At 71.2% G+C, this 25,513-nt stretch carries 21 protein-coding genes and 1 tRNA gene; 4 read left to right on the top strand and 18 right to left on the bottom strand.

Annotation, left to right across the window (positions count from 1 at the left end; all coding sequences use genetic code 11):
• Positions 1–50: 50 nt before the first annotated feature.
• Complete coding sequence (locus tag ACIBUY_RS09090) at positions 51–1,415, bottom strand: MFS transporter (protein WP_365568729.1); 1,365 nt, start codon at positions 1,413–1,415, stop codon at positions 51–53.
• Positions 1,416–1,645: 230 nt separating this feature from the next.
• Between ACIBUY_RS09090 and ACIBUY_RS09095 the strand changes: the two genes are divergently transcribed.
• A complete protein-coding gene (locus tag ACIBUY_RS09095; protein WP_365568512.1) occupies positions 1,646–2,557 on the top strand; it encodes a helix-turn-helix transcriptional regulator in 912 nt (303 codons plus the stop codon).
• 36 nt (positions 2,558–2,593) lie between these two features.
• On the opposite strand, the gene ACIBUY_RS09100 is transcribed toward ACIBUY_RS09095, so the two are convergent.
• From ACIBUY_RS09100 to ACIBUY_RS09130, 7 genes are all read right to left on the bottom strand, one after another.
• Positions 2,594–2,666 (bottom strand) — tRNA-Ala (locus tag ACIBUY_RS09100).
• 115 nt (positions 2,667–2,781) lie between these two features.
• On the bottom strand, positions 2,782–3,435 hold the full coding sequence (locus ACIBUY_RS09105) for a histidine phosphatase family protein (RefSeq protein ID WP_365568515.1): 654 nt from the start codon (positions 3,433–3,435) through the stop codon (positions 2,782–2,784).
• Positions 3,432–3,869 (bottom strand): ribosome silencing factor, encoded by a 438-nt coding sequence (rsfS, locus tag ACIBUY_RS09110; protein ID WP_365568518.1) that lies wholly within the window; start codon positions 3,867–3,869, stop codon positions 3,432–3,434. Before rsfS ends, ACIBUY_RS09105 begins: the two co-directional genes overlap by 4 nt.
• 168 nt (positions 3,870–4,037) lie before the next feature.
• On the bottom strand, positions 4,038–5,783 hold the full coding sequence (locus ACIBUY_RS09115) for an LCP family protein (RefSeq protein WP_399152232.1): 1,746 nt from the start codon (positions 5,781–5,783) through the stop codon (positions 4,038–4,040).
• Between the two features lie 25 nt (positions 5,784–5,808).
• A complete protein-coding gene (gene nadD / locus ACIBUY_RS09120) occupies positions 5,809–6,471 on the bottom strand; it encodes a nicotinate-nucleotide adenylyltransferase (protein WP_365568524.1) in 663 nt (220 codons plus the stop codon).
• Between the two features lie 57 nt (positions 6,472–6,528).
• A complete protein-coding gene (locus tag ACIBUY_RS09125; protein ID WP_365568527.1) occupies positions 6,529–6,693 on the bottom strand; it encodes a hypothetical protein in 165 nt (54 codons plus the stop codon).
• A gap of 113 nt (positions 6,694–6,806) precedes the next feature.
• Positions 6,807–6,962: a hypothetical protein gene (locus ACIBUY_RS09130; RefSeq protein WP_365568529.1), complete on the bottom strand. Its 156-nt coding sequence runs from the start codon at positions 6,960–6,962 to the stop codon at positions 6,807–6,809.
• A 140-nt stretch (positions 6,963–7,102) separates the two neighbouring features.
• Between ACIBUY_RS09130 and ACIBUY_RS09135 the strand changes: the two genes are divergently transcribed.
• Positions 7,103–8,185, top strand: a complete 1,083-nt coding sequence (locus tag ACIBUY_RS09135) for a M48 family metallopeptidase (RefSeq protein WP_365568532.1) — start codon at positions 7,103–7,105, stop codon at positions 8,183–8,185.
• A 73-nt stretch (positions 8,186–8,258) separates the two neighbouring features.
• Here the strand turns inward: ACIBUY_RS09135 and ACIBUY_RS09140 are convergent, their stop codons facing one another.
• From ACIBUY_RS09140 to proB, 5 genes are all read right to left on the bottom strand, one after another.
• The gene (locus ACIBUY_RS09140; RefSeq protein ID WP_365568535.1) at positions 8,259–9,359 is read right to left on the bottom strand and encodes a hypothetical protein; all 1,101 of its coding nucleotides are present in this window, start codon (positions 9,357–9,359) and stop codon (positions 8,259–8,261) included.
• 78 nt (positions 9,360–9,437) lie between these two features.
• The gene (locus ACIBUY_RS09145; RefSeq protein WP_365568538.1) at positions 9,438–10,034 is read right to left on the bottom strand and encodes a hypothetical protein; all 597 of its coding nucleotides are present in this window, start codon (positions 10,032–10,034) and stop codon (positions 9,438–9,440) included.
• A gap of 68 nt (positions 10,035–10,102) precedes the next feature.
• Positions 10,103–11,392, bottom strand: a complete 1,290-nt coding sequence (locus tag ACIBUY_RS09150) for a glutamate-5-semialdehyde dehydrogenase (protein WP_365568541.1) — start codon at positions 11,390–11,392, stop codon at positions 10,103–10,105.
• 142 nt (positions 11,393–11,534) lie between these two features.
• Entirely contained in the window at positions 11,535–12,008 is a 474-nt protein-coding gene (locus ACIBUY_RS09155) for a hypothetical protein (RefSeq protein ID WP_365568543.1), read from the bottom strand.
• 167 nt (positions 12,009–12,175) lie between these two features.
• Positions 12,176–13,315, bottom strand: a complete 1,140-nt coding sequence (gene proB / locus ACIBUY_RS09160) for a glutamate 5-kinase (RefSeq protein WP_399152233.1) — start codon at positions 13,313–13,315, stop codon at positions 12,176–12,178.
• 217 nt (positions 13,316–13,532) lie between these two features.
• On the opposite strand from proB, the gene ACIBUY_RS09165 reads away from it, so the two are divergent.
• A complete protein-coding gene (locus ACIBUY_RS09165; RefSeq protein WP_365568550.1) occupies positions 13,533–15,569 on the top strand; it encodes a hypothetical protein in 2,037 nt (678 codons plus the stop codon).
• Between the two features lie 93 nt (positions 15,570–15,662).
• Here ACIBUY_RS09165 and galE read toward each other — a convergent pair whose 3' ends face one another.
• On the bottom strand, positions 15,663–16,634 hold the full coding sequence (gene galE, locus ACIBUY_RS09170) for a UDP-glucose 4-epimerase GalE (protein ID WP_365568553.1): 972 nt from the start codon (positions 16,632–16,634) through the stop codon (positions 15,663–15,665).
• 160 nt (positions 16,635–16,794) lie between these two features.
• Here galE and ACIBUY_RS09175 point away from each other — a divergent pair, with 160 nt between their 5' ends.
• The gene (locus tag ACIBUY_RS09175) at positions 16,795–19,017 is read left to right on the top strand and encodes a CDP-glycerol glycerophosphotransferase family protein (protein ID WP_399152234.1); all 2,223 of its coding nucleotides are present in this window, start codon (positions 16,795–16,797) and stop codon (positions 19,015–19,017) included.
• A gap of 83 nt (positions 19,018–19,100) precedes the next feature.
• On the opposite strand, the gene obgE is transcribed toward ACIBUY_RS09175, so the two are convergent.
• The 4 genes from obgE to ACIBUY_RS09195 all read right to left on the bottom strand — a co-directional run bounded on the left by obgE (position 19,101) and on the right by ACIBUY_RS09195 (position 25,492).
• On the bottom strand, positions 19,101–20,549 hold the full coding sequence (gene obgE / locus ACIBUY_RS09180) for a GTPase ObgE (protein WP_365568559.1): 1,449 nt from the start codon (positions 20,547–20,549) through the stop codon (positions 19,101–19,103).
• A 149-nt stretch (positions 20,550–20,698) separates the two neighbouring features.
• Entirely contained in the window at positions 20,699–20,956 is a 258-nt protein-coding gene (gene rpmA, locus ACIBUY_RS09185; RefSeq protein ID WP_207822891.1) for a 50S ribosomal protein L27, read from the bottom strand.
• Positions 20,957–20,972: 16 nt separating this feature from the next.
• Complete coding sequence (rplU, locus tag ACIBUY_RS09190) at positions 20,973–21,293, bottom strand: 50S ribosomal protein L21 (protein WP_262005068.1); 321 nt, start codon at positions 21,291–21,293, stop codon at positions 20,973–20,975.
• 248 nt (positions 21,294–21,541) lie between these two features.
• Positions 21,542–25,492: a ribonuclease E/G gene (locus ACIBUY_RS09195; protein ID WP_399152235.1), complete on the bottom strand. Its 3,951-nt coding sequence runs from the start codon at positions 25,490–25,492 to the stop codon at positions 21,542–21,544.
• Positions 25,493–25,513: the final 21 nt, after the last annotated feature.

Consider the following 25,513-nt stretch of genomic DNA (forward strand, 5'->3'; position numbering starts at 1 on the left):
ACGCAGCCCTCTTCCGGCCGTCCGATTCTGCCACGGCCGGAGCAATACGGTCAGCGACGCATGCGTACCAGTCCGGATACGGCACCCAGAGCCGCCACCCCGGCCAGCGCATAGGCGCATACAAGGAGCGCGTCCGCAGAGGTATACGCCCCTGGAGCCCCGGACGACTCAATCCGGTTGAGGAAAAGTGTCCCGAAAGCGGCGACGCCGATGAGCTGGCCCAGCTGCGTCACCGTGGCGAGCAGCCCGCTGGCGTCGGCCGCGTCCTCGGGCCGCACCGTCGCGAGGGCCCTGGTGAGCGTCGGGCTGAAGCCGAGGGCGAGCCCGGTACCGATCACCACGAAGGAGACATAGAGCCACCCGCCTCCGTCGCCCCCGCCGTGCAGCGCGAGCCCGGTGCCGAGCGCCCCGGCCGCCACGAGCCCGAACCCGCCCGGGACCAGGGCCTGTTGCCACCGCGCGGGCCAGCGCCGCCAGGTCATCCCGACCGCGCCGAACACGACGGCGGTGGGCGCGAAGGTCAGTCCCGCGCGCAGCGCGCTGTAGCCGAGGCCGCCCTGGATGTGCAGGGTCAGTACGAAGAGATAGCCCGCGTTGACCGCCATCACGGCCAAGATGCGCAGGACGGCCAGGCCGATCCCGGGCACCCGCAGCACCCTCGGGGCGATCAGCGGTGCGCCGCCACGCCGCGCGAGCGCGGACTCGTACCCGCAGAACAGGGCGAACAGCACGGCGGACAAGGCCAGGCACAGCCAGGACCACAGCGGCCAGTCCTCCTCCTGACCGAGCACGAGCGGGACGGTGAGCAGGGAGACCGAGCCGCCGAGCAGCACGAGCCCCGGCAGGTCGAGCGGCCGCGCCCGGCCCTCGCGCCCGGCGCCGTCGCGCGGCAACTCCCGCCCCCCGAGGGCGAGAAGGGCCACGCCGACCGGCACGTTCACCAGGAACACGGACCGCCAGCCCGTGCCGAACAGGTCGGCGCTGATCAGGAATCCGGCCAGCACCTGCCCGGCCGCCGCGCCCACGGCGATCACCGCGGCGTACGCGCCGAGCGCCTTGGTGCGGGCCTCGCCCGTGAAGTTGCGCTGGATGAGGCTGAGCACCTGCGGGATCATCAGCGCGGAGCCCGCGCCCTGCAGCATGCGGAAGGCGATCAACTCGCCGCTGCTCTGCGCAAGACCGCACGCCAGCGACGCCGCGGTGAACACGGCGAGCCCGCCGAGCACGGCCCTGCGGTGCCCGAACAGGTCGCCGAGCCGCGCGCCGGTGATCAGCAGCACGGCGTACGTGATGGTGTACCCGGCGACGACCAGCTGCAGCGCCGCGCCGGACGCGTGGAGGTCGGTGCGGATCGTGGGGGCGGCGACGTTCACGATGAAGACGTCGAGGACCGCCATGAACTGCACGGTCAGCACCACCGCGAGCAGCCGCCCGCGACCGATCGCAGGACGGTTGTCAGTGCCAGGAGCTTTACTGGATCCAGGAGTTGGGGAGTGCGGACTTTCCGGGACGGTTGTCGTCATGCATCGAGCGTGACGGCAATCGGATACGGGTAACGAGAGCCCGCTGGTGCTGGTACTGGCACCACCCGGTTCGCGCCTTCCGGGGCGCGGCACCGAAGTCGAGCATGGGGGATGTGACGACGATGACCGCAACGGACCGCCGCAGGCCGAGGCCCGAGCTGGCCGCGTTTCTGCGAGGCCGCAGGGCGCGGGTGACCCCGCAGGACGTGGGCATGCCCGCGGGCCCGCGCAGGCGCACGCCCGGCCTGCGCCGCGAGGAGGTCGCGCAGCTCTCCGGCGTCGGCGTCACCTGGTACACGTGGCTCGAGCAGGGCCGCCCGATCAACGCTTCGCCGCAGGTCCTGGACGCGGTGGCCCGCACCCTGCGGCTCGACCTGCCGGAGCGCGAGCACCTGTACCACCTGGCGGACGTGCCGTTCGCGCCCACCCGCGAGGAGGCCGAACAGTCGGTGGCCCCCGAGGTGCAGGGCATCCTCGACTCCATGGAGCCGTTGCCCGCGGTCGTGTACAACAGCCGGTTCGACCTGCTGGCGACGAACGCCGCCTACCGGGCCCTGTTCATCCTCGCGCCCGAGACGCTCCCCCGGGTGCCCAATGCGCTGCGCACGCTCTTCCTGGTCCCCGACAAGACCTGCCCCCTGGTCCACCGGGAGGCGGAACTGCCGATGATGGTCGCGACCCTGCGCTCCGCATACGGACGTCATGTGGGCGAGCCGGCCTGGGAGCGCTTCATACGCGAGCTGGCGGCGGCCAGCCCCTACTTCGCCGAACTGTGGGAGAGCGGCGACGTGGCGCCCCCGGGTTCCCGCGTGAAGACGTTCCGGTGCCTCGTCCCGTCCGGCGAGACAACAGGCGAGCTGCGGATGACGTCGACGTCCCTGTCGATCGACGGAATGCCGGAGTGCCGGATCGTCGTGTACTCCCCCGCGGACGACGAGACCCGCGCCCACCTGGCGTCTTCGGGCAGCAAAGCAGGTTCGGGCAGCAAGGCAGGCTCGGGCAGCAAAACAGGCAACGAAAAATCCCGCCCCTGACGGGACGGGATCTTCGATGAATCCTGGTGATTCCTGTGGAGCTAAGGAGAATTGAACTCCTGACCTCCTGCATGCCATGCAGGCGCTCTACCAACTGAGCTATAGCCCCTTGCGTTCTTCCGCCTCCGCTTTCCGCGGCGGCCGAACAAGAAGAACTTTAGCCTGCGACCTGCCAGAAAGTGAAATCCGGTCCCCGCGGCCCGCGGGGACCGGCTCGGGCGACGCTAGTCGTCGTCGCCGAGGACCGGCTCGGGCAGCGTGCCCGCGTTGTGCTCGAGCAGGCGCCAGCCGCGCGCGCCCTCGCCGAGGACGGACCAGCAGCAGTTCGACAGACCGCCGAGCCCCTCCCAGTGGACGGACTCGAGACCCAGGAGGCGACCGATGGTGGTGCGGATGGTGCCGCCGTGGCTGACCACGACCAGCAGACCGCCGTCCGGCAGCTTGTCCGCGTGCCGCAGCACGACGGGCGCCGCGCGGTCGGCGACCTCGGTCTCCAGCTCGCCGCCGCCGCGGCGCACGGGCTCGCCGCGCTTCCACGCGGCGTACTGCTCGCCGAAGCGCGCGATGATCTCCTCGTGCGTGAGGCCCTGCCACTCGCCGGCGTACGTCTCGCGCAGGCCCTCGTCGTGGCTGACCTCGAGGCCCGTCAGCGCCGCCAGCTCGCCGGCCGTGTGCGCCGCGCGCTTGAGGTCGGAGGCCACGATGGCGTCCGGCTTCAGCGAGGCGAGCAGCCGGGCGGCGCGCTTGGCCTGGGCGACGCCCGTCTCGGTCAGCTCGATGTCCGTGCTGCCCTGGAAGCGGCGCTCCAGGTTCCAGGACGTCTGGCCGTGCCGCCACAGGACGACGCGGCGGCCCCGCTGCCCGGGCCCGCCGGTCAACGCAGCTCCTCGGCCTCGGCCTCTGCCTCGGCCTGCTGGGCGTGCTCCTGGCCCTTGCCCCGGGTCGCCTTGGCGTCGGCGGGCAGGTCCAGCTCGGGGCAGTCCTTCCACAGGCGCTCGAGGGCGTAGAAGACGCGCTCCTCGGAGTGCTGGACGTGGACGACGATGTCGACGTAGTCGAGCAGGATCCAGCGAGCGTCGCGGTCGCCCTCGCGGCGGACCGGCTTGGCGCCGAGCTCCTTGTTCAGGCGCTCCTCGATCTCGTCGACGATCGACTTGACCTGGCGGTCGTTGGGCGCGGAGGCCAGCAGGAAGGCGTCCGTGATGGACAGCACGTCGCTGACGTCGTAGGCGATGATGTCGTGCGCGAGCTTGTCGGCGGCCGCCTGGGCGGCGACGTTGATGAGCTCGGTGGAGCGGTCAGTGGCGGTCACTACAAGGCTTTCGGTCGGCGGGCAGATCCGGTCGGATCCGTTCAGAGTCCCCCGGACTGTCCCTGAGTGGGCCCTCACGGGGTACCTCAAGGGTCTCACGGACCGCCGCGCGCCCTCACGGCATTACCGGTGGCCCCGGCCCGCACGGGTTCCGGGGCCACCAGGAGGTCACTTGCCGGTGTAGTCCTGCCCGAGGACCACGGCCACGTCCGCGTTCGCGGCGGTCTTGCCCTTCTTGACCGCCGAGGTCGGCAGGCCGAGCGTCTTGGCGACCTCGACCGCGTCCTGCTTGCGGGCGTCGTCGGCGTACGTCACCTGGGAGGCGGTCGCGGTGGTGCCGGTGCCGCCCTCGACGTAGGTGTAGCCGCCGTTGACCAGGGTGACCCGGGCCTTCTCCGTGCGGGCCTTGTCGCCGGTGGCGTTCTTGATGGCGACGCGCAGCGAGTCGCCCTGGGCCGGGGCCTTCACGGTGCCGCCGAGGACGTCCTTGACCACGGAGTTCGCGGCGGCCTCGGTGAGCGTGCCGTTCTGCTGGACCGGGAGCAGGGCGGTCTTGTAGTCGCCCTCCTTGGCCCGGTCGGCGAGCTTGGCGAGGAAGGCGCCGAGGTCCTTCTCGGTCAGCGGGGGCTCGATGATCTGCGCGAGCGTCTGCACGGTGACCGTCGCGGCCTGCGGGTCGGACGACAGCTTGCGCAGCACGCCCTGCATGACCTGTCCGAACCGCATGAGCTGCGCCGTCGCGGCCTCGCCCTTGCCCTGGTACGTGGCGTACGCCACAGCCATCGGGCCGCTGAGCGTCTGGGCCGCGCCCTTGTGGACGAGGGTCGTGCCCTTCTTGCTCGGGTCGGGCACGTCCGTGTTCGTGTCGATGTCGATGTTGCCGACGAGTTCGACGAGGTTGCTGAGGAAGGGGGTGTCGAGCCGCCAGGTGCCTTCGATGTCGGTGCCGAGGAGGGTGTCGAGGGAGTCGCCGGTCCCGGAGGAGCCGTTGTCCTCGACGGACTTGCCGAGGGTCGTGGCGGTTCCGTTCTCGTCCGTCAGGGCAAGGGAGTTGGGCAGCAGGACGGTGGTGCCCTGCTTGGTGGTGGTGTTGTTCACGAGCAGCGCCGACGAGGTGGCGCCGCCCTTGGTGTTGTGGAGCTGGACGACGATGACGTCACGGTTCTGCGGGCCGGTCGCGTCCGCGCCGCCGCCCTTCGCGTCGCTCTTCGACAGGAACGGCAGCTTGTCCGCGTACCAGAGGTAGCCGACGCCGCCGGCCAGGCACAGGGCGAGGACGACGACGAGCGCGACGACCCGGTTGCGGCCGCGGCGCCTCGCCTCCTCGCGGCGCTCGCTGCGCGACTCGGTGAACTTCAGCCAGTCGATGACGTCTTCGGAGTTCTCGTCCGGTTCCTCCACGAACGAGAACTGCTCGGTGCGGTAGTCCCGGTCACGGTCCGGCTCGGCCGCGGGCTGCTGCGGCGGCGGTGCCTGCTGCGGGATGTAGGCGGTCGCCTGCTCTGCCTGGCGAGGTGCCTGCCGGGGTGCCTGCCGGGGTGCCTGCTGAGGCGCATGGTGCGGCGCCTGATGCGGTGCCTGCTGCGGTGTCTGCTGTGCGACGCGGGGCTGCTCGCCGGTCCCGGTGCCCTGACCGTACGGGTCGTAGCCACCGCCGTGAGGGCCGTACGAGTCGTAGGAGCCGTAGGGGTCGTACGACTGCGCGGGCGGCTGCTGCGGCGGGGCGGGCGGCACCGGTGGCTGCTGCCCGGTCGCGTACGGGTCGTAGCCGTATCCGTACGCTGTGTTCTGCGCGGGCTGCTCGTACGACGGCGCTTGCTGGACCTGCCGGTAGACCGGCTGGCCGAACTCGTCGTAGCCGACCAGCTCGTAATTCTCGTTGCGCTGGTCGTAACCGTCGTAGCGGTCGTTCACCGATGCCCCTCTCGGCGGTGCAGGGTCATTCGCCCCGGTACAGCTGGCGTTTGTCGATGTAGCGCACCACACCGTCCGGCACCATGTACCAGATGGGGTCGCCCTTGGCGACTCTGTCACGGCAGTCCGTGGAGGAGATCGCGAGTGCGGGCACCTCGACGAACGAGACGCCGTCCTCCGGCAGTCCGGGGTTGGTCAGGGTGTGACCGGGCCGGGTGACGCCGATGAAGTGTGCCAGGGAGAAGAGCTCTTCGGTGTAACGCCAGGTGAGGATCTGGCTCAGGGCGTCCGCGCCCGTGATGAAGAAGAGGTCCGTGTCCGGATTGAGCGCGCGCAGATCGCGCAGCGTGTCCGTGGTGTACGTGGGTCCGCCGCGGTCGATGTCGATGCGGCTCACCGAGAACTGCGGGTTCTCGGCGGTCGCGATGACCGTCATCAGATAACGGTCCTCGGCCGGGGACACCTTCTTGTCGCTCTTCTGCCACGGCTGCCCGGTCGGCACGAACACCACCTCGTCGAGATGGAACTGCGCGGCGACCTCACTGGCCGCCACCAGGTGTCCGTGGTGGATCGGGTCGAACGTTCCGCCCATGACGCCGAGGCGTCGCTTGGTCGGTGAGGACCACTCGTGATCCGGGCCGCCGGCCGGGCTGTTGACCGGGCCGGTAGGCATGTCCTGCGCTCCCATGCGAGCAGAGCCTACTGGCCCGATCCGAGTGCTACGTCGGTGGTACGCCGTGAAGGCTCAGCGGTCGCGGTTGAAGCGGGTCACGATCCACAGCAGCAGAAGCAGGATGATGAAGGCGGCGCCACCCGTCATGTAGGGGCTGATGCTCTCGTGGTTGCCGCCGTGCTCGCCGCCCTCGGCAGCGAGAGTGGCCAGCTGGGCAGCGGAAGCGTGGAGGCTCATCTTCAGCAGGACCTATCCGGTGTGGGATCGGGACAGAGATTTCTGACCCATCGTAAGCGGGGGCCCTCACGGCGCTCACGCCGACTCTGCCGTACAGCCGCACAAACCCGGCTCTAGTCGTCGCGCTTGTAGCCGCGCAGCAGGAACCAGGCGAGGAACAGGGCGCCGAGCACACCGACGATCAGCACGATGCGCAGCAGATTGCCGGGCCCCTGATCGGACGCGACGGCGCTGATGACGTGATCGATGTGATCGATGTTGTGATCCATGACGGTTCGCTCCTTCTGTGTGCTGCCTCGCCACGGTATCTCCGCCTAGGGTGGGATCCATCTCGGGGGCAGGACCGTTGGACGTATACCGACCGACGTTGAGCGACTGACGCAGACCGACAGCCGACATGGGGGGCCGCATGCCCGACGTACCGAACGAAGAGCACGAGAACGTACCCAGCAGGCAGCGCAGGCGATTCCCCGGGATCTCGTCCCGCGCGTACGAACACCCCGCGGACCGCTCGGCCCTGGTGGCCCTGCGCAAGCTCACCGGGTTCGACACGGTCTTCAAGGCGCTGAGCGGGCTGCTGCCCGAGCGCAGCCTGCGGCTGCTGTTCCTGTCCGACTCGGTGCGCGTCTCCGACGAGCAGTTCGCGCATCTGAACGCGATGCTGAAGGACGCCTGCGACATCCTGGACCTGGAGAAGGTCCCGCCGATGTACGTCAATCAGGACCCCCAGCCGAACGCGATGTGCATCGGCCTCGACGAGCCGATCATCGTCGTCACGACCGGTCTCGTGGAGCTGCTCGACGAGGAGGAGATGCGGGCGGTCGTCGGCCACGAGGTGGGCCACGCGCTGTCCGGGCACTCGGTCTACCGGACGATACTGCTGTTCCTGACCAGCCTCGCGCTCCGCGTCGCGTGGATCCCGCTGGGCAACCTCGCGATCATGGCGATCGTGACGGCGCTGCGCGAGTGGTTCCGCAAGTCCGAACTGTCGGCGGACCGCGCCGGGTTGCTGGTCGGCCAGGACCTCAAGGCGTCCATGCGCGGCCTGATGAAGATCGCGGGCGGCAATCATCTGCACGAGATGAACGTGGACGCGTTCCTCAAGCAGGCCGAGGAGTACGAGGCGGGGGGCGACCTGCGCGACTCGGTGCTGAAGATCCTGAACGTGATGCCGCGTTCGCACCCGTTCACCACCGTGCGCGCCGCCGAGTTGAAGAAGTGGTCGGAGACCCGCGACTTCCAGCGGCTGATGGACGGGCACTACCCGCGCCGCAGCGAGGACAAGGACACGAAGGTGACCGACTCGTTCCGTGAGTCGGCCTCGCACTACACGGACCACGTGAAGAACTCGAAGGACCCGCTGATGAAGCTGGTCAGCGACATCGCGGGCGGCGCGGGCGACATCGGCGGCCGGGTCCGGCGCGGCTTCGGCAACTTCGGTGGCGGAGGCGGCGGCAACAACGGAAACCACGGCACCACCGAGGACGAGTAACTCCCGCTGCTGGACAGGCTGTTGTCAGAGGCGGCCTGTTGCCAGAGACGGCCGGTTGTCAGACGGCCGGTTGTCAGACGGCCGGTTGGGCACTGGACGCGAGCGCCCCGCACAGCGCGGACGCGGTCGCGCTTCCCGTCGCGTACGGGTCGGTGCCCGCCGGTCCTTCCTTCTTGGCCGTCTGCCCCGCGAGCAGCGGATGCAGTTGTGCGGCGGAGTCCGTGGAGCAGGCGAGCGGTCCCGCCTGGAGGTACGACACGAGGACCTCGGCCTGGTGGTTGCGCAGGTCCTCGCGGTCGAAGCGGAAGTGCAGCTCGCGCCGGACCGTGAACAGGGAGGCCCGCGCGTCCGCGTGGGCGCCCGCGGGCCGCAGGGCGTAGACGAAGGTGTGGTTGGAGACCACCTCGAGGCTTTCGGCGTCCTCGCTCTCCACCGCGTTCAGGGTGCCGCGGACGCGGATGTGCGGGTCGGCGAGCTCGGCCTGTGCCGGGTCGAAGCGGACCACCCAGCCGGTCGCCGCGTGCCGCCCGTCCGCGACCGGATGCTCCATGCTCTGGTCGAACTGGACGAACTGCTGCGGGTCGACGAGCGTCCGCACGGCCCGCAGGTCACCGGCGGAGCCGCCGGCCAGCACGTCCGGGTCGAGCGAGGAGTCGACGAGGTAGTCCTTGGCCGTGGTCAGCGCGGCGACGACCTGGCTGTCGGAGAAGTGCTCGGTGCGCGCCGGGTTCGCCGGCAGCTCGATGCCCTTGGCCAGCTGTCCGAACGTGGCGGCCGGGCTGTGCGCGTACAGCTCCTCGACCGAGACCGCGCCCGGCACCGCGCCGGTCGGGGCGAGCGGTATCACGGTCATCCGCAGCGGCTCGGTCTGCCGGGACGCCGGTGTCGAGCGGTACGGGCTGCGCACCCCCATGTAGATCGCGGTGCCGAAGGCGATGGCGATCAGGACGACGAGGATGACGGCCTGCCGGGTCAGACCGCGGCGCAGGGCCGGGGTGCGGCGGACGGCGGGCGCGTGGTCGGCGATGCGCTCCTGCGCGGAGAACTCCTGGAGGCGGGCAGCCCGCACGAACGACTCGTCGAACACGACGGATCGGTATTCGTCCTCGCTCCCGCCACCACCGCCGGGGCCGCCTTCCGGTGTCCCCTCCGGTGGTTCTGCTGGCCCGCCCATACCTTCAGGGTAGGTCTCCGGGACCCCAGGTAAACGCCCTGGTGCACGACAAGTTCCGACAGCTGCGCGCGGGAGGGCTCACGGGGTCCGCGGGACGGCCGAAACCGCAGGCTGCGAGTAGTCGGCGGAGGCCGAGGGCGGACCCGGGATGCTCTTCTCCAGTTCCGTCGTCGCGGGCGGCGGTACCTGGTCCGAGCGGCCCGACGAGGCGCCCCGGTAGACCGCGGTGAAGGCGAGCGCGACCATGCCGATGCCCATGAGCAGCGCGAGTGCCCAGGCGACGGGCCTGCGCCAGCGGGCCATGGCCGAGTGCGGGCCGCTCCTGCCGTCGCGGCCGAGCTCTTCCTCGTACAGGTCGTCCACGTCGTCGAGGGCGCGGCCGAAACCGCTCGCGCCGCCCGGTCCGAACCCGTCGGCGTCCTCGTAGAAGTCGTCCGCGTTGTCAGGGGAGCGGCGTATGCGTGCCCTGCGGGCCTCGGCCTCCTGGGCCTCGGCGCGGGCCTGCGCCGCGGCGAGCAGGCGCTCGACCGCGGTCGGCTCATGGACTTCGGCAGCCTTCACGAAGTCCTCGTCGAAGACCACGGAGGCGAACTCTTCGTCCCAGCCCCCGCGGTCGTGGTCGTCGTCGGGCTCCCAGCCGTCAGGAAACGGCCCGCCCCCCACGTCCTCCGGCACCCGTCCAGAGTAGACCGGAGGGGTCAATTTGGGCAGACGGTAAGGGGATTCACCTCACAAGACGCTGCTTAACGGGTGTGGCCGTCGCCGGTGACGATGTACTTGGTGCTCGTCAGCTCCGGGAGTCCCATGGGGCCGCGGGCGTGCAACTTCTGTGTGGAGATGCCGATTTCGGCGCCGAAGCCGAACTGGCCGCCGTCGGTGAACCGCGTCGAGGCGTTCACGGCGACGGTCGTGGAGTCGACGAGCTGGGTGAAGCGGCGGGCCGCCGCCTGCGAGGTCGTGACGATGGCCTCGGTGTGCCCGGAGGACCACAGCCGGATGTGCTCGACGGCCTTGTCGAGGTCGTCGACGACGGCGGCCGCGATGTCGTACGAGAGGTACTCGGTCTCCCAGTCGTCGGGGGTCGCCTCGACGACGGTGGCCTTGCTCTGACCTGCGTACGCGAGGACGCGCGGGTCCGCGTGGACGGTGACGCCCGCGTCGGCGAGCGCGTCGAGGGCGCGCGGCACGAACGCGTCGGCGATGTCCTGGTGCACGAGCAGCGTCTCGGCCGCGTTGCAGACGGAGGGGCGCTGCGCCTTGGAGTTGATCAGGATGTCGATCGCCATGTCGATGTCGGTGTCGGCGTCCACGTAGACGTGGCAGTTGCCGGTGCCGGTCTCGATGACGGGGACGATCGAGTTCTCGACGACGTTCTTGATGAGCGATGCGCCACCGCGCGGGATCAGGACGTCGACCAGGCCGCGGGCGCGCATCAGCTCGGTGACCGAGTCGCGGCCCTCGCCGGGCACGAGCTGGATCGCGTCGGCGGGCAGGCCGCTGCCGCCGACGGCGTCGCGCAGCACGCGCACGAGTGCGGTGTTCGACTCGTACGCGGAGGAACTGCCGCGCAGGAGCACGGCGTTGCCCGACTTGAGGCAGAGGGCGGCCGCGTCCACCGTGACGTTCGGCCGGGCCTCGTAGATGATGCCGACGACGCCGAGCGGGACGCGGATCTGGCGCAGGTCGATCCCGTTCGGGAGGGTGTTGCCGCGCACGACCGTGCCGACCGGGTCGGGCAGGGCGATGACGTCGCGCACGTCGGAGGCGATGGCCCGCACGCGCTCCGGGGTCAGGGTCAGCCGGTCGATGATCGACTCGCTGGTGCCGGCCTCGCGGGCGCGGGCGATGTCCTTGGCGTTGGCCTCGACGATCTCTGCCGTACGGACTTCGAGGGCGTCGGCGATCGCGGCCAGGGCGTCGTCCTTCTCCGCGCGTGGCAGAGCGGCGATGTCGTTGGCTGCGGCGCGGGCGCGGTACGCGGCCTGCGTGACCGGGGTCATCGAGTCGTACGGGTTGAGCGAGAGCGACGTCATGCTTCGCAGGGTAGTCGCCGACGGGGTGGGTTCCGATGGTGTTTCGGGGGGTGAGACATGGCCGAAAACGGATCGGTTCGGGAGTGGTTCTGTTTCTTCCCGACCGACCCGGGTGACCGGACTCGGCAGCCGTGTGCCCGAGTCAGAACGGGTGGACGCCCACCGGTGTCGCCGGCAGCGGTCCGAAGCCCTCCGCGATCCGGTGGTGGTAGGTCTGGCGGTCGATGACCTCGAGGCCGACGATCTCCCAGGGCGGGAGCTGCGACGTCTGGCGGTGCTCGCCCCACAGGCGCAGGGCGACCGCCGCCGCGTCGTGCAGGTCCCGGGCCTCTTCCCAGTAGCGGATCTCCGCGTGGTCGACGGCGTAGCGGCTGGTCAGCAGGAAGGGGTGGTCGTGAGCGAGCTGTTCGAGGCCTCGGCGCACCTCGGCGAGGGGAGTCTCGGCACCGGAGACGCTGAGCGTGATGTGCCACAGGCGGGGGCCTTCTTCAGCCACCGTGGTTCCCTCCGGCGACGTCTCCTCCTCGTACGCGTCCCCGGCGGCCACGCTGGTCAGTGCCCGATCCGCCGACCCTCGGGACCCCTTGGACGGTGTCCCCGGGCGCGCTCGTCTCACGACGGCCTCCTTTGCGCAATGGTCGTGCGGAACTTCCCCTGCATGAATCCCTGCATCAAGAGTTGACCAGGCCACGAGGCCTCATGGGGTGCTTTTGGGGAAGGTCCCCCTCGGGTGGCAGGCTTTCGGCCGTTTACACAGGGGTTTCGAAGGCGGGCGGGCGCAGATCACGCCTTCAGGAGGACCAGGTCGTCCCTGTGTACGACTTCGCGTTCGTAGGCGGGACCGAGGTCGCGGGCGAGCTCCCGTGTTGAACGGCCGATCAGCTGCGGGATCTCCTTGGCGTCGAAGTTCACCAGGCCGCGGGCAACGGCGCGGCCGCTCTCGTCGCGCAGCTCGACGGGGTCCCCCGCGCTGAACTCGCCCTCCACTGCGGCGATTCCGGCGGGCAGCAACGACGTGCGCCGCTCGACCACGGCCCGCACGGCACCCGCGTCGAGGGTGATCGCGCCCTGCGGGGTGGACGCGTGCTGCAGCCAGAGCAGCCGGTCGGCGCTGCGCCGGCCCGTGCGGTGGAAGTACGTACCGGTGTCGCGGGCGGCGAGCGCGGCGGAGGCGCCCGAGGCCGAGGTGAGCACGACGGGGATGCCGGCGGCCGCGGCGATCGAGGCGGCCTCGACCTTGGTGACCATGCCGCCGGTGCCGACGCCCGCCTTCCCGGCGGAGCCGATCTTGACGTGCGCTATGTCGGCGGGGCCGCGCACCTCGGTGATGCGGGAGGTGCCGGGCTTGGACGGGTCGCCGTCGTAGAGGCCGTCCACGTCGGACAGCAGCACGAGCAGGTCCGCGTGGACGAGGTGGGCGACGAGGGCGGCGAGCCGGTCGTTGTCGCCGAAGCGGATCTCGTCGGTGGCGACCGTGTCGTTCTCGTTCACGACCGGGAGGGCGCCCATGGCCAGGAGCTGGTCGAGGGTGCGCGAGGCGTTGCGGTGGTGGGCGCGGCGGGCCATGTCGTCGCTGGTGAGGAGGACCTGGCCGACGCGGACGCCGTAGCGCGCGAAGGACGCGGTGTAGCGGGCGACGAGGAGGCCCTGGCCGACGCTGGCCGCGGCCTGCTGGCGGGCCAGGTCCTTGGGGCGGCGGGTCAGGCCGAGCGGGGCGAGTCCGGCGGCGATGGCACCGGAGGAGACCAGGACGATCTCCTTCTCACCCCCGGAGCGGTGCTTCGCCAGGACGTCGACGAGTGCGTCCACGCGGTCCGCGTCCAGGCCCCCCGCGGCCGTGGTGAGCGACGACGATCCGACCTTGACCACGATCCGGCGCGCTTCCGCGACGCCTTGCCTGCCCTGTCGCACTGCCCCTGACATGTGTGCGGTTCCCCACTGTTTTCGACGTGTTCCAGCGAGCAACCTACTCCAGGTGGGATCCGGACCGCCTCTGGATTCCGTTTCTCAAGATCCTTTGCAGATGTTCACAACTTTCTCAGCCATTACCTAGAAACGCCCCCTAGCGTTTGACCGGTTACCCGAACGGCGCAACGCCTGTCGTACGCCGTACGCGAAGCAACCGCCTGGAGTCAGTTCCGTGCCCCCCACCCTCCGCCGCCTTCCCCGTGCGGCACTCCCGCTGCTGCCCCTGCTGGTCCTGGCCGCATCGTTCGCAGCTCAGGCCGTCGGGGCACTCCTTCCCCACACACCGCTGCTCATCGCGGCCACGCTCCTGGGGTACGCCGTCGAGGCGGTGCTCTACCGCTGGCAGCTCAGAGCCGTGGCCGCACTCAGCAAGGTGCGCGCCGACGTCACGATGCGCCAGGTCCTGCGCGACTTCCTGCTGGTCGCCGGGCTGCTCCGCATCGACGAGGTCGACCAGCGCACCTTCTACCTCCCCCTGGTGTGCGGCCTCCTCCTGTTCTACACATTCCACTTCGCCTGCCACGCGGCGGCGATCCTGGTCCGGCGCACCCGGACCCTGCCGTTCGTCACGCGGAACATCGACGCCTCCGGGCTGCGGCTCTCCCCCGCACCGCCCGCCCTGCTGCTGCGCCGCCCCGCGCACCGCGTCCTCGCCTTCAGCCTGCCCGCGGACCTCGGTCTGATGCTGACCGCGGCGACCGACGTCCCGAAGTACGCCGCGGCAGGCATCGCCCTGTCCATCGCGCTCTCGGCCGTGGGCCTCGGCGAGCTCGTCGTACGCCTGCTGCCGCGCCGCCGTCCGGTCGGTGAGGCCGCGGCCATGGAGTGGCTCGACGCGTGGCTGGCCGAGTACCGGCCCACCGTCGGCATGTACTTCTCCGGCGGCTCGTCCTCCGCGTACCAGGCGAACATGTGGCTGCGCCCGCTGGCCGAGCTCGGCGAGCGGCCCCTCATCGTGCTGCGCGAGCGCGCGATGGTGCAGCGGATCGGCGCCACGGACATCCCGATCCTGTGCCTGCCGAAGGTCGCGACGCTGATGCACCTCGAGCAGTCCACGCTGAAGGTGCTCCTGCACCCGTCGAACTCGGGCAAGACGTCCCAGGTACTGCGGATTCCTACAATCAAGCACGCTTTCGTCAACCACGGCGAGAGCGACAAACTTTCCTCCTGCAACCCCTTCGCGAAGGCGTACGACGAGGTGTGGGTGGCCGGAAGGACCGCGCGCGAGCGCTACGCCCAGGCCGATGTCGGGGTCGAGGACCACGACATCGTGGAGGTCGGCCGTCCCCAGCTCGCCGGCATCCGCCCCGACGCGGCGCACGCGGGCGAGCGCACCACCGTCCTGTACGCGCCCACGTGGGAGGGCTGGGACGGCAACCCCGGCAACACCTCCGTGATCGAGGCCGGCGAGAACGTCGTGCGGACGCTGCTCGCCGACCCGGCCGTGCGGCTGCTGTACAAGCCGCATCCCATGACCGGCTCGGTCGACCCGCGCGCAGGCGCGGCGAACGCCCGGATCCAGGAGATGATCCGCGCGGCGAACGAGGGCCGCCCGAGCGTGCCCGAGTCCGACCAGCAACTCGCCCTGAAGGACCGGGAGTTGACCGCACTCACGGACACTTCCTTCCGCTCCGCGGCGGACGAGTGCGAGCGCATGATGGTCCAGGGCACGCCCGTCGCGGGGCGGGCCGAGGCCGTGGAGACGTCGGTCGACGGCTGGGAGGACGCCTACTGGGCGGCGCTCCCGCCGTCCCGCCACCGCATCGTCACCGGGGCGCGCCCCGGCATCTACTCCTGCTTCAACCAGGCCGACCTGCTGATCAGCGACGTGTCGAGCGTGATCTCGGACTACCTGGCGAGCGGGAAGCCGTACGCCGTGGTGAACACCAGCGGGGTGACGGAGGACGAGTTCCGGCAGCTGTTCTCCACCGTGCGCGCGGCGACGATCCTGACGCCGGACGCGGCGGGCCTGCCCGCGCTGCTCGCCTCGGTGCGGGCCCCGGGGGCCGACGAGGCGCTCGCCGCCGACCGGAGCCGGCTGCGCGAGGAGCTGCTCGGGCCGGTCGAGCCCGCGTCCATCGTCCGGTTCCGCGGAGCGGTGCGGGCGCTCGTGGCGGCCGCGGAGGCGCACAACGAGCGGGCGGCGGCCGAGACGGCCAACGCGATCCCCAGCCAGCGCCGCGCCGAGGTGCAGACACCCATCGCCTGACCTGCAGAACAGGACAGAACGGCCCGGCGGCCGCGGACGAGATCCGCGGCCGCCGGGCCGTTGTGCGTGCGTGCCGTTGCGCGTGCGTGCCGGTTACGGGTGGCGCAGCCGCCAGCCCTGCCACGCCGAGTCGATCATTTCCTCGACGCCGTACCGCGCCGACCAGCCCAGCTCCGTACGGATGCGGTCGGCGGACGCGACCACGCGGGCCGGGTCGCCCGGGCGGCGCGGGGTGACCTCGGGGGCCACGTCCTCGTTCCCGGTGATCTTGAGGATGCGGTCGACCATCTCGCGGACCGAGCTGCCTTCGCCGCGGCCGATGTTCATGACCAGGTCCGTGCCCGGCTCGGCGTCGGCCAGCTTCAGGGCGGCGGCGAGGTGGGCCGAGGCGATGTCCTCGACGTGGATGAAGTCACGCACGCAGGTGCCGTCGGGCGTCGCGTAGTCGTCACCGAAGATGCGCGGGCCCGCACCGGCCTCGAGGCGCTCGAAGACCATCGGGATCAGGTTGAAGACGCCCGCGTCCGCCAGCTCGGGGCTGGCCGCGCCCGCCACGTTGAAGTAGCGCAGGGACGCCGCGCGCAGGCCGTGCGCACGGGCGGTGGCCTTGATCAGCCACTCGCCGATGAGCTTGCTCTCGCCGTACGGGCTCATGGGCGCGCACGGCGTCTCCTCGGTGACGAGGTCGACGTCCGGCATGCCGTAGACGGCGGCGGAGGACGAGAAGACGAGCCGGAGCACGTCGGTGGCGACCATGGCCTCGATGAGGACCTGCAGACCGGTGACGTTCTCCCGGTAGTAGTGGAGCGGGCGCTCCACCGACTCGGCCACCTGCTTCTTGCCCGCGATGTGGACGACGCCGGTCACGCCGTGCTCACGGAGCGTCTGCTCGAGGAGCGGTCCGTCGAGCACGCTGCCGACGACCAGGGGCACGCCTTCCGGCACCCGCTCGGCACTGCCGGTCGACAGGTCGTCGTAGACGACCACGTCCTGCCCGCCGTCCTTCATGGCACGCACGACATGTCCGCCGATGTATCCGGCTCCGCCTGTGACCAGCCAGCTCATGGCTTCCCTTCTCCGTCGGTGCAGGTGTCGCCGCGGCCGCCCCCACTACCCACGGCAGCCGCATGCGAATCACTTAAGCTTATTTTGTGGACCGGCCAGGTCACGCCGGTGGACTCCCGGTGTGATCCGTTCTCGCGCAAGCTCCCGGAACAGGTGAAGGATGCCCAGACTCACACTCGTCGTGCCGGTGTACAACGTGCAGGCGTACCTGCCGGAGTGCCTGGAATCGGTCCTTGACCAGGACTTCACGGACATCGAGGTTATCGCGGTCGACGACTGCTCGCCCGATCGCTCCGGTGCCGTCCTCGACGAGTTCGCGGCGCGCGACGAGCGGCTGCGGGTGATTCATCTCACCGAGAACGTGGGCCTGGGCCGGGCCCGGAACGCGGGTCTCGAGCAGGCCACCGGTGACTACGTCCTGTTCCTGGACAGCGACGACACACTCGCCCCCGGCTCGCTGCGCGCGATCGCCGACCGCCTCGCCGCGACCGACGACCCGGACGTCCTGGTCTACGACTACGAGCGCACGTACTGGGACGGCGAGGCGAAGCGCAACCAGAAGGCGGAGCTGCTGCGGACCGAGGGCACGGCCGACGTGTTCTCGCTTGCCGACCGCCCCGAGCTGCTCGACCTGCTGCAGATCGTGTGGAACAAGGCGTACCGCCGGGCGTTCGTCGAGGACGCGGGGCTGACCTTCCCGCCCGGGTACTACGAGGACGCGCCCTGGACCTTCGGCGCCCTCATATCCGCCGAGCGCATCACCGTGCTCGACCGGGTCTGCGTCCGCTACCGGCAGCGCCGCGAGGGCGGCAACATCCTGAGCACGGTCAGCCGCAAGCACTTCGACGCCTTCGACCAGTACGACCGCATCTTCGCGTTCCTCGACAGCAGCCCCGCGTACGACCGCTGGCGCGGCCCCGTCTTCGCGCGGATGGTCAACCAGTACCTGACCATCCTGGAGAAGCCGGGACGCCTGCCGCAGGACGCCAAGGCCGAGTTCTTCCGCCGGGCCGCCGCCGACTACCGCTCCCGGCTGCCCCAGGGGTTCACGCCGCCCGCCGGTGCCCGCGGCCACAAGTACGCCCTGCTGGCCCGCGGCAACTACGCGGCCCTGGCCGGCGCCACGCTCGCCGCGAAGGCCCGCGCGGCCGTCAAGCGGAAGGCGAAGGTCACGGTCCGCCGCTCCCTGCGCGGCGCCCTGGGCGCGTACTACCAGGCCCAGTTGAGGGCCCCCCTCGACCCGAACCTCGCGGTGTTCTCCGCGTACTGGAGCCGCAGCGTGGCCTGCAATCCGGCCGCGATCGACGCCGAGCTGGCGCGGCTCGCGCCGCACGTGCGGCGCGTGTGGACCGTACAGGCGGAGCACGTCGACCAGGTGCCCGCGGGCACCGACTTCGTGCGGGTGGGCTCGCGCGAGTACTGGTCCGTGATGGCCCGCGCCACGTACTTCGTGAACAACGTGAACTTCCCGGACTCGGTGGTCAAGCGCGAGGGCCAGGTCCACGTGCAGACCCACCACGGCACACCGCTCAAGAGCATGGGCCTGGACCAGCACAAGTACCCGGCCTCGACCAGCATGGACTTCAAGCGGCTGCTCGAGCGCTGCGACCGCTGGGACTACAGCCTCTCCTCGAACCGCTTCTCCACCGCGATCTGGGAGCGGGTCTACCCCTGCTCGTACACCTCGCTCGAGACCGGCTACCCGCGCAACGACGTCCTGGTCAACGCCACGCGGGACGACGTCGTCCGGGCCCGCGCCGCGCTCGGCCTTGCCGACGGCGTCCGGGCGTTCCTCTACATGCCGACGCACCGCGAGTACCAGAGCGGCTTCACCCCGCGCCTGGACCTCGCGCGCCTGGCCGATCAACTCGGCCCGGACACCGTGCTGTTGGTGCGCGGCCACTACTTCTACGCGGGCTCGTCCGAGCTGGCACAGCTGCAGGCCGACGGCCGCATCGTCGACGTCTCCCGGCACCCGAAGGTGGAGGAGCTGTACCTCGCCTCCGACTGCCTGATCACGGACTACTCGTCGGCGATGTTCGACTACGCCAACCTGGACCGGCCCGTCGTGATCTACGCGGACGACTGGGAGACGTACTCCGTCGTGCGCGGCACCTACTTCGACCTGCTCGAGGAGCCGCCCGGCGCGGTGGCCACCACGCAGGAAGAGCTCACGGAGATCCTCTCCTCGGACCGCTGGCAGGACGCGGCTGCGACCGAGCTGCGGGCCCGATTCCGGCTGCGCTTCTGCGAGTTCGACGACGGGCGGGCCGCCGAGCGCACCGTGCGCCGGGTCTTCCTCGGCGAGAGCGACGCACAGCTGCCGCCGGTCGTGCCGCTGTCCGAGCGGACGCCGGCGCAGGTGCCCGTGCCGCAGCACTGAGCGCCTGCCACTGACACGGCCGAGGGGCCCGGAGAGAATTCTCCGGGCCCCTCGGCCATGTGCTGCGTGCGTGCTGCCGGACGCTAGAACGGCTTGAAGTCGTCGAACTCCTGCTGCGCCTCGTCACGCGCGGCCTGCCGGTCGCGGCGACGCTGCTCGGCCGGGCGCGGTGCCTCCAGGCGGTGGTCCTCGCCACGGCGGCCGAGCATCTCGGCACCCGCCATCATGGTGGGCTCCCAGTCGAAGACGACCGCGTTGTCCTCGGGGCCGATGGCGACGCCGTCGCCGTTGCGGGCGCCCGCCTTCATCAACGCCTCTTCCACACCGAGGCGGTTGAGGCGGTCGGCCAGGTAACCCACGGCCTCGTCGTTGTTGAAGTCGGTCTGGCGCACCCAGCGCTCCGGCTTCTCGCCGCGCACCCGGTACAGCGGCTCCCCGTCGACCTCCTCGCGCACGACCGTGAAGCCGGCGTCGTCCACGGCCTTGGGGCGGATGACGACGCGGGTCGACTCCTCCTTGGGCTGCGCGGCGCGGTGGGCGGCCACCAGCTCGGCGAGCGCGAAGGACAGCTCCTTGAGGCCCTTGTGGGCGATGGCGGAGACCTCGAAGACCTGGTAGCCGCGCTCCTCCAGGTCGGGCCTGACCATGTCGGCGAGGTCCTGGCCGTCCGGGATGTCGATCTTGTTGAGGACGACGAGGCGCGGCCGGTTCTCCAGGCCCGCGCCGTACTCCTTCAGCTCGGCCTCGATCACGTCCAGGTCGGAGACCGGGTCGCGGTCGGACTCGAGGGTCGCCGTGTCCAGGACGTGCACGAGCACGCTGCACCGCTCGACGTGGCGCAGGAACTCCAGGCCGAGGCCCTTGCCCTGGCTGGCGCCCGGGATCAGGCCCGGCACGTCGGCGATGGTGTAGACGGTCGCACCGGCGGTGACGACGCCCAGGTTCGGGACCAGCGTCGTGAACGGGTAGTCCGCGATCTTCGGCTTGGCGGCGGAGAGCACCGAGATCAGCGAGGACTTGCCGGCGCTCGGGTATCCGACGAGCGCGACATCGGCGACGGTCTTCAGCTCGAGGACGACATCGCGCGCGTCACCGGGGACGCCGAGCAGCGCGAAGCCGGGGGCCTTGCGCCGGGCGGACGCGAGCGCCGCGTTCCCCAGGCCGCCGCGGCCGCCCTGGGCGGCGATGAAGGTGGTGCCCTGGCCGACCAGGTCGGCCAGCACGTTGCCCTCCCGGTCGAGGACGACCGTGCCGTCGGGGACCGGCAGGACCAGGTCCTGGCCGTCCTTGCCCGAGCGGTTGTCACCGGCGCCGGGCACACCGTTGGTGGCCTTGCGGTGCGGCGAGTGGTGGTAGTCGAGCAGGGTGGTCACGGCCTGGTCCACGACCAGGATGACGTCACCGCCACGCCCGCCGTTGCCGCCGTCCGGGCCGCCGAGCGGCTTGAACTTCTCCCGGTGTACGGAGGCACAGCCGTGGCCCCCGCTACCCGCGGCGACGTGAAGTTCGACGCGGTCCACGAAGGTGGTCATGGTTCAGTGCCTCCAGATACAGCGGTACGTCATCTCCCGTACGTCAGCTACGTACGGGAATGTCTTTACTTCAACACGCGAAAGGCGGACCCGCTTCCCCGGAAGGAAGTGAGGTCCGCCTCGCGAAAAACTACCGGTCAGGCTGCCTTTCAGGCGGCGACCGGAACGATGTTCACGACCTTGCGGCCACGGTGGGTACCGAACTCCACCGCACCGGCGTCGAGCGCGAACAGCGTGTCGTCCTTGCCACGACCCACGCCGTTGCCCGGGTGGAAGTGGGTGCCGCGCTGGCGGACCAGGATCTCACCGGCGTTGACGACCTGACCGCCGAAGCGCTTCACGCCGAGCCGCTGAGCATTGGAGTCGCGACCGTTCCGAGTGGACGATGCGCCCTTCTTGTGTGCCATGTCTCAGTCCCTACCCTTACTTCGCAGCCGCGGGGATCTCAGTGACCTTGATCGCCGTGTACTGCTGGCGGTGGCCCTGACGACGGCGGTAGCCGGTCTTGTTCTTGTAGCGAAGGATGTCGATCTTCGCGCCCTTGTGGTGGTCCACGACCTCGGCCTGGACCTTGATGCCGGCGAGGACCCAGGGGTCGCTCGTCACAGCGTCGCCGTCGACAACGAGCAGCGTAGAGAGCTCTACGGTGTCGCCAACATTGGCGGTGGAAATCTTGTCAACCTCAACGATGTCGCCGACAGCAACCTTGTGCTGGCGACCACCGCTGCGCACGATGGCGTACACGCGGATCTCTCTTTCGCTCGGAACGGGACCCCCGCAGTCCAGCCGCACGAGGCGGCCTCTCCGGAATATCGGTGTGATCCGACGTCCCGGAGGAAAAAGGTTTACGGGAGTGAGGCGCGTCTATGGACACGCCGACGGTCAAGGTTACGTGGCCGCCCTCAGAAGGGTCAAACCGGCCCTGCCCCATGACCTCGTGAACGACGGAGCCCCCGCCCGGCGCGCTGCCGTGCGGGGGCTCCGTCGGTGACTCAGGACTCGTCGGCCGCGGCCGAGACGGACGGCAGCGCCTGCTGCTCGGCCGCCGCGGTCTTCTTCGCGGTCGCCTTCTTGGCGGTGGTGGTCTTCGCCGCCTTCTTGGCCGTCGTCTTCTTGGCGGCCGTCTTCTTGGCCGCGGTCTTCTTGGTGGCGGCCTTCTTCGCCGTCGCCTTCTTGGCCGTCTTGCGGGCCGTCTTCTTGGCGGCGGGCGCCTCGTCGTCGGCCGCGTCCTGCGCGGGCTCCTGGGCCGCCTCCGTGGCCGACGGGACGACCACGACGGCCGCCTCCTCGGTCGCGGTGGGAGCGGTGGCCTTGCGGACGGCACGGCGGCGCGGACGGGCCGGAGCCGCGGCCTCGGGGGCCTCGACCGGCTCGGGGGCCGCGACGGGCTCCTCCGCCTTGACCGGCTCGGCGACGGTCACCTCGGCTGCCTCCTCGGAGGACGCCTTCGGGGAACCGGCGGGCGCGCTGGCCTTGCGGGTGGCGCGCCGACGCGTCCGCGGGGCGGGCGCCTCTTCCTGTACGGGCTGCACGGGCTCGGCCTCGACGACCGGCTCGGGCTCGACGACGGGCTCGGGCTCGGGCGCCGGGGCGGGGGCGGGGGCGGGGGCCTCCTGCGAGGCCTCCGAGTCCTTCCGCGACTCCTTCTCCCGCTTCGGCGCGCCGGCCGGGGCCGACGCACGGCGCGTGGCACGGCGCCGCGAGCGACCGCCACGGCCACCGGCCGCGGCCTCCGCCTCGGCGGGGCTGGAGTACAGCTCCTCGTCGGGCACGAACTCTGGCTCGGGCAGCGCCGCGGGAGCGGCTGCCTCCGCGGCGACCTCGGCCTCGGTCTCGGTCTCCGTCTCGGTCTCGGTCTCGACGACCTCGACGTGCTCGTGCGCCTCGTGCTGGTGCTCGCCGTTGCCCCCGCGGCCGCGCTTCTTGCGCTTGCCGCCGCCACCGCTGGTGGTGGGCTGCTCCATGTGCACGATGATGCCGCGGCCGTTGCAGTGCACGCAGGTCTCGGAGAACGACTCGAGCAGGCCCTGGCCGACGCGCTTGCGCGTCATCTGGACCAGGCCCAGCGAGGTCACCTCGGCGACCTGGTGCTTCGTACGGTCACGGCCCAGGCACTCGAGCATGCGACGCAGGACCAGGTCCCGGTTGGACTCCAGGACCATGTCGATGAAGTCGATGACGACGATGCCGCCCAGGTCGCGCAGGCGCAGCTGGCGCACGATCTCCTCGGCCGCTTCGAGGTTGTTCCTCGTCACGGTCTCTTCGAGGTTGCCGCCCTGGCCGGTGAACTTGCCGGTGTTGACGTCGATGACGACCATCGCCTCGGTCTTGTCGATCACGAGGGAGCCGCCGGAGGGCAGCCACACCTTGCGGTCGAGCGCCTTGGCGAGCTGCTCGTCGATCCGGTACGTCGCGAAGACGTCGACCTCGCTCGTCCACTTGGACAGGCGGTCGGACAGGTCGGGCGCCACGTGGTTGACGTAGCCGTGGATGGTCTCCCACGCCTCGTCACCGCTGACGATGACCTTGGAGAAGTCCTCGTTGAAGATGTCGCGCACGACGCGGACGGTCATGTCCGGCTCGCCGTACAGCAGGCTCGGCGACGACGTCGAGATCTGCTTGGACTTCTTCTGGATGTCCTCCCACTGGGCCTGCAGACGCTCGACGTCGCGGCGCAGCTCGTCCTCGCTCGCGCCCTCGGCGGCGGTGCGCACGATGACGCCCGCGTCCTCGGGGACGATCTTCTTGAGGATGGTCTTCAGACGCGCGCGCTCGGTGTCGGGCAGCTTGCGGCTGATGCCGGTCATCGAGCCCTCGGGCACGTAGACCAGGTAGCGGCCGGGCAGCGAGACCTGGCTGGTCAGGCGGGCGCCCTTGTGGCCGATCGGGTCCTTGGTGACCTGGACGAGCACGGACTGGCCGGACTTGAGGGCGGTCTCGATGCGGCGCGGCCCGTTGGCCATGCCGAGCGCCTCGAAGTTGACCTCACCGGCGTACAGGACCGCGTTGCGGCCCTTGCCGATGTCGATGAAGGCGGCCTCCATCGACGGCAGCACGTTCTGCACCTTGCCCAGGTACACGTTGCCGACGTACGAGGTCGACTGCTCCTTGTTGACGTAGTGCTCGACGAGGATGTTGTCCTCGAGCACGCCGATCTGGGTGCGCTCGCCGTTCTGGCGGACGACCATCACGCGCTCGACGGCCTCGCGGCGCGCCAGGAACTCGGCCTCGGTGATGATCGGGACGCGACGGCGGCCCTGCTCACGGCCTTCGCGGCGGCGCTGCTTCTTGGCCTCGAGGCGCGTGGAGCCCTTGATGGACTGCACCTCGTCCGAGGAGGTCGAGCGCTCGGCCTTCTCTTCCTTCTTGCGCGGCTCGCGGACCTTGACGACGGTGCGCTCCGGGTCGTCGGTCGACGTGTCGCCGTCCGACGCCGAGTCACCGGCGCGGCGGCGACGGCGACGGCGACGGCGGCTGCTGCTCGAACCGGACGCGGCGCTGTCCTCGCGCTCGTCGCCCTGGTCCTCGTCGCCGGCGGCGTCCTCGGCCTCGTGGTCGGCGGACTCGGCCGGCGGCTCCGCGTCGTCGTCCGACGCGCCCTGGTCCTGGTCGGCGTCCGCGTCGGCGGACTCGCCACGGCGACGGCGACGGCCACCGCGGCGACGGCGGCGGGCCGGGCGGTCGCCGTGCTCGTCCTGCTCGTCGGCGTCGTCACGGTCTTCGGCGTCGGCCTGGTCCTCGTCGTCGGCGGCGTCCTCGACCCCGACCTCGGCCTCGACCGGCTCCGGCTCGACGGGCTGCTCGGCGACGGGCCGCTCGTCCGATGCACGACGGCGGCGGCGACGGCGCGGGCCGGTCTCCTCCTCGACGGCGACGGGGGCGGCCTGCTCGACCTCGGCGACCGGCTCCGGCTCCTCGGCGGCCTCGGCCGCGGCAGCGGCAGCGGCGCGCTCCGGCGTCTGGAACATCGGCTCGGTGAAGACGGGCGCCTGGAACACGGCGACGGACGGCCGCTTCGGACGGCCCGTCTCCGAGCCCTCCTGGTCGCCCTGCGCGGCCTTCTTGGCGCCCCGGCGGCCGGTCTTGGGCTCGGCGAAGCCGCCCGCGGCCTTGCGGGTGGCACGGCTGCGCGTCGCACGACGCGGAGCGGCGTCCTCGGTCTCCTCCGGCTCGGCCGCGGCCTGGGCCTCGGCCTGCGGCTCGGCGGCGGCCTCGGCCTGCTGCGGCTCGGGGGCGGCGACGGCGCGGGTGGCGCGGCGACGGCGGCGCGGGGCGACGTCCTCGGCCGGGGCCTCGGCGACGACCGGGTCCTCGGCGGCCTGCGGCTCCTCGGCGGCGGCCGGCTCGACCTCGACGGGGGCCTCGGCCTGCTCGGCGGCGGGCGCGGTGGCGGTGCGGGTGGCACGGCGGCGACGGCGCGGCGCGGGCGCCTCGACGGCCTCCGGCTCCTGCACCTCGGCGACCGGCGCGGTCTCTTCGGCCTCTTCGGCTTCTTCGGCGGCGGGCTCGACGGCCTGCTCCGCGACGGGCGCGGACACGGCGCGGGTGGCGCGGCGACGGCGGCGCGGGGCGGCGTCCTCGACCTCGGCGGCCTCGGCGGTCTCGGCGGGCGTCTCGGCGACCGGGGCCGCGGCCTCGGCCTCGCCCTTCGCGGGCGCACCGGCCGGCGCGGAGGCGCGGCGGGTGGCACGGCGGCGCGGGCGCGCGGCGGGCTCGGCGGCATCGGAAGTCTGGGCGGTCGCGTCGGCGGCGCCGGTCCCGGCGTCCGCGGCAGCGGCCGGTATGGCCGGCGCGCTGTCGGCGGCGTCTGCGGTGGTGTCCGTCACGGGCGGGCCCGCGGGACGCGACGCGGCCCGGCGCCGGCGGCGCGGGGGCAGGGTGTCGCTGGGGGTGTCGCCCACGGCGGAGGCGGTGGGTTCGTTCGGCTCGATCGGCTCGGGCATGCGGGTGGATCTCCCGTCAGG

It is taken from the genome of Streptomyces sp. NPDC050085 (assembly GCF_044460595.1).
GTDB lineage: Bacteria > Actinomycetota > Actinomycetes > Streptomycetales > Streptomycetaceae > Streptomyces.

Coding starts and splice junctions, on each gene's coding strand:
- ACIBUY_RS09150 (WP_365568541.1), bottom strand. CDS start 11,392: ATGACGTCGCTCTCGCTCAACCCGTACGACTCGATGACCCCGGTCACG.
- ACIBUY_RS09125 (WP_365568527.1), bottom strand. CDS start 6,693: ATGAGCCTCCACGCTTCCGCTGCCCAGCTGGCCACTCTCGCTGCCGAG.
- ACIBUY_RS09195 (WP_399152235.1), bottom strand. CDS start 25,492: ATGCCCGAGCCGATCGAGCCGAACGAACCCACCGCCTCCGCCGTGGGC.
- ACIBUY_RS09140 (WP_365568535.1), bottom strand. CDS start 9,359: ATGGGCGGGCCAGCAGAACCACCGGAGGGGACACCGGAAGGCGGCCCC.
- rpmA (WP_207822891.1), bottom strand. CDS start 20,956: ATGGCACACAAGAAGGGCGCATCGTCCACTCGGAACGGTCGCGACTCC.
- nadD (WP_365568524.1), bottom strand. CDS start 6,471: ATGGGAGCGCAGGACATGCCTACCGGCCCGGTCAACAGCCCGGCCGGC.
- obgE (WP_365568559.1), bottom strand. CDS start 20,549: ATGACCACCTTCGTGGACCGCGTCGAACTTCACGTCGCCGCGGGTAGC.
- ACIBUY_RS09130 (WP_365568529.1), bottom strand. CDS start 6,962: ATGGATCACAACATCGATCACATCGATCACGTCATCAGCGCCGTCGCG.
- ACIBUY_RS09175 (WP_399152234.1), top strand. CDS start 16,795: ATGCCCAGACTCACACTCGTCGTGCCGGTGTACAACGTGCAGGCGTAC.
- proB (WP_399152233.1), bottom strand. CDS start 13,315: ATGTCAGGGGCAGTGCGACAGGGCAGGCAAGGCGTCGCGGAAGCGCGC.
- galE (WP_365568553.1), bottom strand. CDS start 16,634: ATGAGCTGGCTGGTCACAGGCGGAGCCGGATACATCGGCGGACATGTC.
- ACIBUY_RS09095 (WP_365568512.1), top strand. CDS start 1,646: ATGACCGCAACGGACCGCCGCAGGCCGAGGCCCGAGCTGGCCGCGTTT.
- ACIBUY_RS09135 (WP_365568532.1), top strand. CDS start 7,103: ATGCCCGACGTACCGAACGAAGAGCACGAGAACGTACCCAGCAGGCAG.